Source organism: Mitsuaria chitosanitabida ATCC BAA-476 = NBRC 102408 (genome assembly GCF_001598255.1).
In the GTDB taxonomy this organism is placed as follows: Bacteria; Pseudomonadota; Gammaproteobacteria; order Burkholderiales; family Burkholderiaceae_C; genus Roseateles; species Roseateles chitosanitabidus.
Window position 1 is genome coordinate 13,538 of the sequence record NZ_BCYP01000042.1, and the last position, 12,149, is coordinate 25,686.

7 protein-coding genes are annotated in these 12,149 nt (G+C 68.6%); 3 read left to right on the plus strand and 4 right to left on the minus strand.

Annotated elements, in window-relative coordinates; genetic code table 11:
• Positions 1 to 53: 53 nt before the first annotated feature.
• The 4 genes from MCHT01_RS24425 to MCHT01_RS24440 all read right to left on the minus strand — a co-directional run bounded on the left by MCHT01_RS24425 (position 54) and on the right by MCHT01_RS24440 (position 8,033).
• Positions 54 to 2,078: an acetoacetate--CoA ligase gene (locus MCHT01_RS24425; protein WP_067070087.1), complete on the minus strand. Its 2,025-nt coding sequence runs from the start codon at positions 2,076 to 2,078 to the stop codon at positions 54 to 56.
• A gap of 270 nt (positions 2,079 to 2,348) precedes the next feature.
• Positions 2,349 to 4,229 (minus strand): ABC transporter substrate-binding protein, encoded by a 1,881-nt coding sequence (locus MCHT01_RS24430; RefSeq protein ID WP_245643641.1) that lies wholly within the window; start codon positions 4,227 to 4,229, stop codon positions 2,349 to 2,351.
• An 80-nt stretch (positions 4,230 to 4,309) separates the two neighbouring features.
• Positions 4,310 to 6,223, minus strand: a complete 1,914-nt coding sequence (locus MCHT01_RS24435) for an ABC transporter substrate-binding protein (protein WP_067070090.1) — start codon at positions 6,221 to 6,223, stop codon at positions 4,310 to 4,312.
• A 7-nt stretch (positions 6,224 to 6,230) separates the two neighbouring features.
• On the minus strand, positions 6,231 to 8,033 hold the full coding sequence (locus MCHT01_RS24440; RefSeq protein ID WP_067070093.1) for an ABC transporter substrate-binding protein: 1,803 nt from the start codon (positions 8,031 to 8,033) through the stop codon (positions 6,231 to 6,233).
• A 402-nt stretch (positions 8,034 to 8,435) separates the two neighbouring features.
• On the opposite strand from MCHT01_RS24440, the gene MCHT01_RS24445 reads away from it, so the two are divergent.
• From MCHT01_RS24445 to MCHT01_RS24455, 3 genes are read left to right on the plus strand one after another with little or no spacing between them, the layout of a single operon-like run.
• Positions 8,436 to 9,374 (plus strand): ABC transporter permease, encoded by a 939-nt coding sequence (locus MCHT01_RS24445; RefSeq protein ID WP_067070095.1) that lies wholly within the window; start codon positions 8,436 to 8,438, stop codon positions 9,372 to 9,374.
• Complete coding sequence (locus MCHT01_RS24450; protein WP_067070098.1) at positions 9,371 to 10,426, plus strand: ABC transporter permease; 1,056 nt, start codon at positions 9,371 to 9,373, stop codon at positions 10,424 to 10,426. Before MCHT01_RS24445 ends, MCHT01_RS24450 begins: the two co-directional genes overlap by 4 nt.
• A gap of 3 nt (positions 10,427 to 10,429) precedes the next feature.
• A complete protein-coding gene (locus tag MCHT01_RS24455) occupies positions 10,430 to 12,118 on the plus strand; it encodes an ABC transporter ATP-binding protein (protein ID WP_067070101.1) in 1,689 nt (562 codons plus the stop codon).
• Positions 12,119 to 12,149: the final 31 nt, after the last annotated feature.

Genomic DNA, 12,149 nt, shown 5'->3' on the forward strand with positions numbered 1-12,149 from the left:
GGTCATACGCGAATGCGACCACACGGCCTCTCCGCGAGCTCCCCGCAGTTCGCCTAGCTCCGCCCCTCGGCGAAGCGCTGATACCAGGCCACCGCGTCCGCATTCGCCATCGCATCGCGCTTCATGACCTGCTCGGCGGCGGCGCCGAGCAGCAGCTTCTTGATCGGCAGCTCCATCTTCTTGCCCGAGAGCGTGCGCGGGATCGCCTCGACCTGATGGATCTCGTCGGGCACGTGGCGCGCGGACAAGGCCTTCTTGATCGACTCCCGCAAGCGCCGTTGCAGCGCGTCGTCCATCGCCACGCCCTCGCGCAGGTGCACGAACAGCAGCAGGCAACTGGGACGGCCCAGGTACTCCAGGTCGACGACCAGGCTGTCCAGCACCTCGGGATGCGTCTCCACCGCGCGATACAGCTCCGCCGTGCCCATGCGGATGCCGTGGCGGTTGATCGTCGCGTCCGATCGGCCGTAGATGATGCCGCCGCCCGTGGGCGTGATCCTCAGCCAGTCGCCATGGCGCCAGATGCCTTCCCCGTGCGGGCCGCGATACATGTCGAAGTAGCTCGACAGGTAGCGCTCGTTGTCCTTGTCGCCCCAGAAGTACAGCGGCATCGACGGCATCGGTCGCGTGCAGACCAGCTCCCCGACCTCGTCCACCAGCGGACGGCCGTGGCCGTGTTCATCAGCCTCGGAGAAGGCATGCACCGCCGCGCCCAGGCTGCGCACCTGCATCTGCCCGCGCACCAGCGGCTCGGTGATCAGCCCGGTCAAGAAGGCCCCCGCGAAGTCGGTGCCGCCGCTGATGATGCAGATCCAGATCGGCTTCCCGTCGGGCTTCGGGCAGTTCGCCCAGATCCAGTCGTAGCTCTCGTCGGCGAGCGGACTGCCCGTGCTGCCGATCGCGCGCAGACGGCTCAGGTCGCCGTGCTTCAGGGGCTCGACACCGGCCTTCAGGCAGCTCGCGTAGAAGGCCGCGCCGGCACCGAAGAAGGTCGCGCCGGAGAGCGCCACGAATCGCCACAACGTGCTCCAGTCCGGGGCGTCCTTGGGACCGGCGGGACTGCCGTCGAAGAGGCAGATCGTCGTGCCGCCCATCAGCGCGCCGACCTGGCAGTTCCACATGATCCAGCCCGTCGAGCTGTACCAGTGGAAGCGGTCCCCCGTGTCCACCGTCGCGCCGACGTTGTTGTGGATGCCGCCCTTGAGCATCTCCATCATCACGCCGCCATGGCCGTGGACGATGGGCTTGGGCAGGCCAGTCGTGCCGCTGGAGTAGACGATCCACAGCGGGTGGTCGAAGGGCACGGCCTCGGGCGCGCGGGGCGCCGGATGGGCGATGAGGTCGGACCAGCGATGGGCGCGGCGGGAGGTGCTCGACAAGGGCGCGGGATCGGCGGAGGGGTCGAGGTTGCCGAGCAGCACGACGTCGTGGACGGTCGGGAGCTCGTCGAGCATCTGCGTGAGCAGGCCCATGCGATCGATGGTCTGGCCGGCGTAGCGCACGCCGTCGGCGGCGATCAGCACCTTGGGTTCGATCTGGCGGAAGCGGTCGAGCACGGCCACCGGACCCATGTCGGGCGAGCAGACCGACCACACGGCCCCCAGGCTCGCCACCGCGAGGAAGGCCACCGCGGTCGCGGGGACGTTGGGGAGGTAGGCGACGACGCGGTCGCCGCGGCGCACGCCCAGGTCGTGCAGGGAGGCGGCGAGGGCGCCGACCTGGCGCCGCAGCTCCGGCCAGGACATCTCGCCGAGCGAGCCGCGCGCGAGCATCGTCTCGTCGGCGTGCACGATGGCCGGATGCCCGGCCGCATGGGCGGCGTCGACATGCCGCAGGGCCTGCGAGGCCACGTTCAGCGTCGCGCCGCGGAACCACACCGCGCCGGGCATGCGCTCCTCGCAGAGCGCGGCGTCGAAAGGCGTCTCGGAGCGCACGTCGAAGTGGTCCCAGATGCTGCGCCAGAAGGCGTCGAGCTCCGTCACCGACCAGCTCCACAGCGAGGGGAAATCCTCGAAGGTCAGACCGCGCTCGTCGCGCAGGAAGCGCAGGTAGTGGTCGATCTGCGGCGTCGGGGTCATGCGAGGCTCCTTGTCGAGGAGCGATGACGATAGCGCTTGTCGCCGTCGGTCGCCGTCACTCAGGCGACCGAGCGGGAACGCCCCCTCACCCCAGCCCTCTCCCCCTCCCGGGGGCGAGGGAGTGGATGGCGGCGAGCTCGCAAGGCTGCATCCGCGGCATCTTCCGCATCTCCCGCGTCTACTGCGTCTGCGTCTGCGTCGGCGACGGCTGCAGCGGCAAAGGCTGCGGCGGCGACCGATGCGTCAGGGACGCGGCAGGAGGTGCCGCGCTCAGCGCGCCGGCTGCCGGGTGGTGTCGATGTCCACGTAGGGCCAGAAGATCTGGTTGAAGTAAGGCCGGCGGAAGCCGATGAGCCAGGGCTGCGACAGGTCGTTCAGGATGCGGTGCACCCGGAACTTCTGCGGCATGTAGGCGGTCAGCAGCTTCTGCGCCTCGCGCAGCTGGGCCTCGCGCTCCGGGCCGTCCGGCATCACCAGCATGCGGCGATAGATCTCGTCGTAACGCTCCAGCTTGAAGCGCCCCAGGTTCTGTCCGCCGGACGCCGGGCCGTACATCAGCTCCAGCCCGATCTGCGCGTCCGGGGTCGTGTTGTTGAAACCCAGCTGCCAGATCATCAGCTGCCCCGCCCGCGCCGCCTTCAGGTTCTCCGGCCACTGCGCGGTGCGGATGCGGATCCGGATGCCCAGCTTGTCCATGTCGCGCTTCCACAGCTCGTCGTAGGGCTTGGAACGCGAATCGGGCGTGGACGCGATCTCCAGCACCAGCGGCTTGCCGTCCGGCAGGTCGCGCCAGCCGTCGCCGTCCTTGTCCACGTAGCCGTAGGTGTCCAGCAACGCCTTGGCGCGGGGCAGGTCGAAGTCGCCGTTCTCGCTCTTGAACTGCTCGTCGTAGCCCCAGGCCATCGGCGACACCACCGACTGCGCCGGGATCGCCTGGTGCTTGCGGGTGGATGCGATCTCGGTCGGGATGTCCGTCGCCAGGCCGATCGCGCGGCGCAGCGCGACCTTCTCCGGCGTGTAGCCCCCGACGATCGGATCCTCCATGTTGAAGTAGTACATGGTGCGGTCGCTGGCCAGCGAGCGCACCAGCCGCAGCCCCTGCTTCTCGAGGTTGGGCGCCAGGTGCCCGTGCGGCACCACGAGCTCCGCGTACTCCTCGGGCAGTCCGAACATCAGGTCGAACTCCCGGTTCAGGAAGGACAGCCAGCGCGGCTGGCCCTCCTCGATGATGCTGATCTCGACCGCGTCCACCATCGGCAGCCGCCGCCCCTGGAAGCGCGCGAGCAAGGCCTGACCCTCGGCGTCGTCCGCGTTGGGCTGCGCCTCGTAACGGACCTCCCGATAACCGGGATTGCGCACCAGCCGGATCAGCGAGCTGCGCCGCCACTTGTCCAGCAGGAAGGGCCCCGTGCCGACCGGGTGCGCCATGATCCGGTCGCCATAGTGCTCGACCACCTCGCGCGCCACCGCGCCGTAGGTGTCGCCGCTGGCGAGGTTGTAGAGGAAGCGCGGCCGCGCCTCCTCCAGCTTGAACTGCAGCGTGTAGCGGTCCAGCGCGCGCACGCCCTCGATGGGCTTGTCGTAGTCGAAGGGCCGCTTGCGCTTGAGCGCGTCGTCGCGCAGCCCCTGCAGGCCGAGGATGCCCTCCTGGCGGAAGCTGGAGTACAGCGGGCTCTTCACCGCCGGGTCGTAGAAGCGCTTGAGCGCGTAGACGTAGTCCTCGGCGACCAGCTCGCGCCGCCGGCCCTTGAAGGCCGGATCGTCGGCGAAGTAGATGCCGGGCTTGAGGCGGATGGTCCAGGTGCGGAAGTCCTCCGACACCTCGGGCATGGCCGCGGCCGTGTTGGGCTTGAGCTTGAAGGGCCGCGCCAGGTAGTCGTAGTTGTAGAGCGACTCGAAGATGTGGGCCGTGACGATGCGCGAGTACAGGTCGCTCAGCTGCGCCGGATCGAAGCCGGTCTCCGCGACCAGGAAGGCGTAGCGCAGGACCTTGGGCGGCTGCGCCGGGCCGGGCGTCGACGCCCCCGGCGCGGGCGTCGCGGTGGCGACGGCGACGGCGGCCTCGGCCGGGGCCGCGCGCGCCGGCGACAGGGCGGCTCCCGCGCCCATCAGGGTCAGCGCGGCGACGAGGAGGGAACGGCGTGTGCTCATCGGATCAATCCCTGTGCGGCTCGTGACGGAAGGTCGAGCGCGTCCTGTCGGTTCGGGAGCGCCCCGGGGCGCCGCGGCGCTCAGTGCGCGGTCTTGGCCAGCGCGGGATCGATGTCCACGTACTCCCACCAGTTCTGCCAGAACACCGTGCGGCGGTAGCCGATCAGCTGCGGTTGCGCGATGTCGGTGATGAAGCGGTGCCCGCGGTACTTGTAGGGCATGTAGGCCGCGGCATAGCGCGAGGACTCGTCGAAGAGATGCTGGCGCTCCGGGCCGTCGGGCAGGTGCGAGGCCTGCTCGTAGAGCTTGTCGAGCGCCGCCAGCCGGAAGCGCGCGTAGTTCTGCGCGCCGATCTGGCCGCTGTACATGCGGGCCAGCGAGTCCTGGCTGTCGGGCTTGGAGGCCGAGGTCGCCAGCGACCAGATCTGGTACTTGCCGGCGCGCAGCGCCTTGAGGTTCTCCGGCCACTGCGCCGGCTTGAAGACCAGGCGCACGCCGATGGCGGCCAGGTTCTTCTGCACGATCTCGTCGATCTGGCGCTGGAACAGGTCGGGCGTGGTCAGGCTCTCCAGCACCAGCGGCTGGCCGTCGGGCTGCTCACGCCAGCCGTCGCCGTCCTTGTCGACATAGCCGTACAGGTCCAGCAGCGCCTTGGCGCGGCCCGGATCGTAGGTGCTCATCTCGCTCTTGAACTTCGGATCGAAGCCCGTCGTCCCCGGCATGTAGAGCGACTGCGCCGGCATCGCCTGGCCGCGGCGCACCAGGCGCAGCTCGCGCTCCACGTCGATGGCCAGCGAGATCGCGCGGCGCAGCGCGATCTTCTCCACCGAGTAGCCGCCGATCACCGGATCCTCCATGTTGAACACGGTGAACATCACGTCCGAGGCCACGGTCCGGTAGGCGTGCATGCCCCGCTTCTCGAGGTTGGGCGCGATCTTGCCGTTGGGCATGGCCTGGCTGATGAAGTCCTCGGGCGTGCGCTCGATCAGGTCGTACTCGCCGCTGAGGAAGGACAGCCAGCGCGGCTGGTTCTCCTGGATGATGCCGACCTCGACGCGGTCGATCATCGGAATGCGGCGGCCCTTGAAGCGCTGCTTGAGCGCCTGGCCCTCGGCGTCGTCCGGCGCGGGGTCGACCTCCTGGTCGTAGAAGCGCTCGCGGTAGCCGGGGTTGCGCTCCAGCACCATCAGCGAGCTGCGCCGCCACTGCTTGAGCACGAAGGGCCCGGTGCCCACCGGGTGCGCCATCGAGTCGCCCGGATAGGCCTCCATCACCTCGCGCGCGACGGCCCCGTACAGGTCGCCCTGCGCGAAGACCTCCATCAGGCGCGGCCGCGTCTCGCGGGCATGGAACTGGATCGTGTAGCGGTCCAGCGCGCGCAGGCCGGCGATGGGCTTGTCGTAGTCGAAGGGCTTGCCGCTCTTGCGGACCTGGTCGCGGTACTCGTTCAGGCCGATGAGCTCGAGCTCCTCGATCTCGCTCCAGGCCGGCGAGGCCACCGCGGGATCCGCGAAACGCTTGATCGAGTAGACGTAGTCCTCGGCGGTCAGCTCGCGCCGCTTGCCCTTGAAGGCGGGATCGTCCGAGAAGTAGATGCCGGGCCGCAGCTTGACGGTCCACAGCTTGTAGTCCTCCGACACCACCGGCATCGCGGCGGCGGTCAGCGGCTTCATCCGCGCGGGCCGCGCCAGATGGTCGTAGGTGTAGAGCCCCTCGAACATGTGGGGCGTGATCATGCGCGAGTACAGGTCGCTGATCTTGGCCGGATCGAAGCCGGTCTCCGCCACGCGGAAGGCATAGCGCAGCACCTTGGGCGAGGTGGCGGCCTGCGTGGCCGACGGCGCCGTCGACGCCGTGGACGCCGCGGTCGAGCCCTGCGGCGCGGACGCGCCCGCGGCCCAGGCCGAGAGCGCCGGCACCGCGGCGAGCGCGGCCCCCAGCAACGCGCGACGGAAGGTGGAGGGGGAGGCGGTCGCGCGAGGCTTGGAGCTCATGGTCGTCTTACTTGGCCTTCAGATGGGCCTTGGCGATCGCGTCGGCGTCGATGTCGACGAACGAATAGAAATCGCGCTGGTACAGGTTCTTGTCGTAGCCGACGACCCAGGGCTGGGTCATGTCGGTGAAGATGCGGTGCACGTGCACCTTGTAGGGCATGTAGGCGATCAGCAGGCGCTGCATCTTCTCGATGACCGCCAGGCGCTCGGGACCGTCGGGCATGCCGTGCTGCTGGCGGTACAGGGCGTTGTACTCGGGCAGGTCGAAGCGCGCCTTGTTGGACTGGCCCTTGCTGCCGACATAGCCCAGGCTCAGGAAGTTCTCGCCGTCGGGGACGTCGGCGCTCCAGCCCATGCCCCACATCATGAGCTTGCCCGCGTTGGCGGACTTGAGGTTCTCCGGCCACTTGGCAATCTTGAACTTGATGCGGACCTTCAGCGCATCCATGTTCTTCTGCCACAGCTCGGCCAGCTGGCGGTTGGCGCCGTCGGGCTGGGTCGAGTACTCGATCACCAGCGGCTGGCCGTCGGGCTGGTCGCGCCAGCCGTCGCCGTCCTTGTCGACGTAGCCGTACAGGTCCAGCAGCGCCTTCGCGCGGGCGCGGTCGAACTGGCTCATCTCCGACTTGAAGGTCTTGTCGTAGCCGGTCACGCCGGGCGAGATGATGCCCTGCGCGGGGATGGCCTGGCCGCGGCGCGGCCGCAGGATCTCCTCGTCCAGGTTCACGCCCAGCGAGATGGCGCGGCGCAGCGCGATCTTCTCCGGCGTGTAGCCGCCCACCAGCGGGTCCTCCATGTTGAAGAAGGAGACCGACACGTCGGCGCGCTCGTAGCGCACGGCGCGCAGGCCGTCCTTGGCCAGGTTGGGCGCGATGTGGTTGTGCGGCATGCCGACGGGCGCGAACTCCGCCGGCAGGTCGTCCAGCAGGTCGAACTCCTTGCGCAGGAAGGACAGCCAGCGCGGCTGGTTCTCCTCGATCACCGCGATCTCGACGCGGTCGATCATCGGCAGCTTGCGGCCCTGCAGGCGGCGCGCGGCCTCGGCCAGCTCGGGCACGGCGGTGGCGGGCGGCTGCTCGTGATAGCGCTCGTCGCGGAAGTTGGCGTTCTTCTCCAGCACGATGCGCGAGGAGCGCCGCCATTCGGCCAGGCGCCAGGCGCCGGTGCCCACGGGGTGCTCCATGATCTTGTCGCCGTAGGCCTCGATGACCTCGCGCGCGACGATGCCCACCATCGGATCGGCGAAGTGCAGCAGGAAGCGCGGATCGCTGTTGGCCACGCGGATCTCGACCGTGTAGCGGTCCAGCGCGCGCAGGCCCTCGACCGGACGGTCGTAGTCGAACGCGGTCTTGTTCTTGAGCGACTCGGCGCGCACTTCCGACAGGCCCAGGATCTTGGCGCCCTCGAAGCGGTACAGGTGGCCGCTCTTCACGCGCGGGTCGTAGTGGCGCTTGATCGTGTAGACCAGGTCCTCGGCGACCAGCTCGCGCTTCCTGCCCTTGAACGCGGCGTCGTCGGCGAAGTAGATCCCCGGACGCAGCTTGAAGACGAAGCGGCGCGCGTCATCGCTGACTTCCGGCATCCCCTCGGTGACGGCGGGCTCCAGGCGATAGGGCCGCGCCAGATAGCCGTAGCGCAGCGGCGCGTCGAAGATGCCGGCGGTCACGTTGCGCGAGTACAGGTCGGTCACCTGCGCGGGATCGAAGCCGGTTTCCGCCGCGCGGATCGCGTAGCGCAGCACCTTGGGGGCGGCCGGCGTGTCGGGGGTCGGCGCATCAGCGGCGCCCGCGATGCCCGTGCCCATGGCCATGGCGGCGGAGATGACGGAAAGAGAGAGCGCCCGGGCGATTGCCCCGGCCGTGCCGCGTCGGATCAAGATGCTGTCCTCGGAGAGAAGCCAAACGAGAAAGCGCGCCAGTCTAGGGGCCGCCGCGCGCGCTGACCATGCCGGCAACCCGAGGGCATCACCCGCGTCGACGCGGTGGGGCGCACTGCGGATCAAAGCCCCGGTGCGACGTGTGTGCATCATCAGTTTTCTTCGATGGATTCAGGGCAAATGCCGGTGCTGCTCCAGGGGACGCTCACGTAGACTCCCGCGTGATTTCGAACCCGCAGGCCCCGGCCGTCATGAGCGTCCGGGGTTTTGCTTTTCTCTGTCGTCCCACTTCGCGTCAGCGAAGCCCGGGCGACGCTTGACCGGAGTACCGCGGCGATGGCGGCATACCTCATCAGGCGCCTGTGGCAGATGGTCCCGACCTTGTTGGGCGTCGTGCTGCTGGTGTTCTTCCTCTTCAAGTGGTTTGGCGGCGACCCCGCCGAGGTGCTCGGCGGCATGAACGCCAGCGCCGACCAGATCGAAGCCATCCGCGAGCAGCTCGGCCTGAACAAGCCGATCTGGGAGCAGCTGCTGATCTTCCTGCAGCAGATCGTGACTTTCGACTGGGGCAAGAGCTGGGCGACCAACGAGGCCGTCTCGCACCTCTTCGCCACGCGCATGCCGGCCACGCTCACCGTGATGCTGCCGATCCTGGTGCTCGAGGTGATCCTGGCCATCCCCTTCGCGCTGGCCGTGGCCTACATGCGGGGCAGCCTGACCGACCGCGCCGTGATGATCCTGACCACCGTGGCGGTGTCGATCTCGCTGCTGGTCTACGTGATCGTGGCGCAGTACGTCTTCGCGTTCCGTCTGGGCTGGTTCCCGGTGCAGGGCTGGAGCGACTCGCTGTGGACCAACCTGACGACCTACGCGCCGCTGCCGGTGTTCGTCGCGGTGGCGGTCGCGCTGTCGCCCTACACCCGGCTGTACCGGACGTTCTTCCTGGACGAGATCGGCCATGAGTACGTGCGCACCGCGCGCGCCAAGGGCCTGACCGAGAAGGTCATCCTGCTCAAGCATGTGCTGCGCAACGCGATGATCCCGATCATGACCAACATCTCGGTGGCCCTGCCCGGCGTGTTCGTCGGCTCGTTCCTGCTGGAGGTCTTCTTCTCGATCCCGGGCCTGGGCCGCGAGATCCTGCTGGCGGTCAACCGCAACGACTACCCGGTGATCCAGGCCTTCGCGATCTACATCGCGGCGCTGACGATGGTGGTCAACCTCGTCACCGACATCCTCTACAAGCTGGTCGATCCGCGGGTGGTCCTGAAATGAGCGCAGTGCTTTCGAATCAAGCGGCGACGGCCGCCGCGCCCAAGCGCTCGCAGGGCGTGTGGGCCGCCTCCTGGCGCCGTCTGCGCGCCGACAAGGTCGGCATGGGCGCGATGGTCGTCGTGATCCTGTCGCTGCTGCTGGTGATCGCCGCGGGCTTCGGCCTGGTGGCCGGCAACTGGCAGAAGGAGACCGGCGTGCCCAACGCGCCGCCGACCTTCATGGGTCCGGCCCCGGCCGAGGCCACCGGCACGGTCGCCCAGCCCAAGGGTCCCAACGTCGACCTGAGCGACATCGACCCGCTGGCGCCCAAGTACGCCGAGTGGGCCGAGAAGGCCAAGCAGTACAAGACCGACGAGGCGCCGCGCGCCGAGACGCTGCCCTTCGGCGGCGACCGGCTGGGCCGCGACGTGCTGGCCAAGGCCATCAAGGGCGCCGAGGTCTCCATCATGGTCGGCCTGCTGGCCGCGCTGGTGGCGACGGTGATCGGCACCGTGCTGGGCGCGCTGTCGGGCTTCTACGGGGGCAAGGTCGGCGACTTCCTGGAGTGGGTCTACAACGTCTTCACGGCGATGCCCAACATCCTGCTGATCTTCGCCTTCGCGGTGGTCTTCGGCCGCGGCGTGCTGCCGGTGGTGATGATCCTGGGCCTGGCGGGCTGGACCGGCATCTACCGCCTGGTGCGCGCCGAGTTCATGAAGCACTCGGTGCGCGAGTACGTGCGCAGCGCCGAGGCCATCGGCGCGAGCAAGACCTCGCGCATGTTCAAGCACATCCTGCCCAACGTGTCGCACGTGGCGCTCGTGCAGCTCTCGCTGCACGTGGTGAGCTTCATCAAGAGCGAAGTGATCCTGTCCTACCTGGGTCTGGGCGTGAGCGTGGACCAGGTCTCCTGGGGCACGATGCTGGCCGAGGCCCAGAGCGAGCTGATCCTGGGCTACTGGTGGCAGCTGGCCGCGGTGACCGGCTTCATGGCGGTGTTCGTCACCGCGTTCGCCCTCTTCACGGATGCGCTGCGCGATGCGCTCGATCCGAAACTGCGCGGTCTGGAGTAAGCCATGCTGTTGAGCATTCAAGACCTGAAGGTCGCCTTCCGCATGGGCAAGACGAACGGCGTCATGCAGCGGCAGCTGGCCGTCAAAGGCGTCAGCTTCGACATCCCGGAGAACGGGACGGTGGCGCTGGTGGGCGAGTCGGGCTCGGGCAAGAGCGTGACGGCCATGTCCATCCTCAACCTGCTGCCCGACAACGCCGAGCGCAGCGGCCAGATCCTGTTCCAGGGCCGTGACCTGCTGAAGACCTCGCTGCGGGAGCTGCAGTCGGTGCGCGGGCGCGAGATCGCCTGCGTGTTCCAGGATCCGATGAGCTCGCTGAACCCGGTGTTCCCGGTCGCGGACCAGATCATGGAGCCGCTGATGAAGCACCTGGGCATGACCAGGCGCCAGGCGCTGGTGCGCGCCGAGGAGCTGCTCAATGAAGTCGGCATCCCCGATCCCAAGCGCCGCCTGAAGAGCTATCCGCACGAGATGTCCGGCGGCCAGCAGCAGCGCGTGATGATCGCCGTGGCGCTGGCCTGCAACCCCAAGCTGCTGATCGCCGACGAGCCCACCACCGCGCTCGACGTCACGATCCAGCGTCAGGTGATGGAGCTGCTGGCCAAGCTCAAGGACACGCACAAGATGAGCATGCTGTTCATCTCGCACGACCTGGGCGTGGTGGGCGAGATCGCCGATCGCGTCGTGGTCATGCGCCACGGCGAGATCCGCGAGCAGGCGCAGGTCGCCGACATCTTCCACCACCCGCAGGACGCCTACACCAAGGCCCTGCTGGCCTGCCGCCCCTCGCTGGACGAGAACCCGGCGCGTCTGATGGTCATCGACGACCACATCGCCGGCCGCTCGGCCCAGGGCACGGGCAAGGCCAAGGACCCGGACGCGCCGGTGATCCTGGAGGCCAAGGGGCTCAGGAAGAGCTTCTTCTTCAAGTCGGGCCTGTTCAGCAAGACCGAGTTCAAGGCCGTCAAGGGCGTGGACTTCCAGCTGCGCAAGGGCCACACGCTGGGCGTGGTGGGCGAGTCGGGCTCCGGCAAGACCACCATGGGCCTGACGCTGCTGCGCCTGCACGAGCCCACCGGCGGCGAAGTGCTGTTCGACGGCAAGGACCTGCTCAAGATGAGCGGTCCGGAGTGGCAGAAGATGCGCCGCCGCATCCAGGTGGTGTTCCAGAACCCGTATGCCTCGCTGAACCCGCGCTTCACCATCGCGCAGACGCTGCTCGAGCCGATGGAGATCCACGGCATCGGCAAGGACCATGACGAGCGCCTGGCCACGGCCAGCGCGCTGCTCAAGAAGGTCGGGCTGGACGAGAGCGCGCTGCACAAGTACCCGCACGAGTTCTCCGGCGGCCAGCGCCAGCGCATCGCCATCGCGCGCTGCCTGACGCTCAAGCCGGAAGTGCTGGTGCTGGACGAGGCGGTGTCGGCGCTGGACGTGTCGGTGCAGGCGCAGGTGCTGAACCTGCTCAAGGACCTGCAGGACGAGTTCGGGCTGAGCTACATCTTCATCAGCCACGACCTGGCGGTGGTGAAGTTCATCTCCGACGAGGTGCTGGTGATGCAGCACGGCGACGTGGTCGAGCAGAACGACGCCCGCCAGCTGCTGGCCGCCCCCAAGGAGGAGTACACCCGCCGCCTGCTGGGCGCGATCCCCCGCGGGTACCAGGGCGCGGCGCAGACCGCGGCCGCCTGACCGGCCCGGCGCCCTCCGGGACGCCCCATCG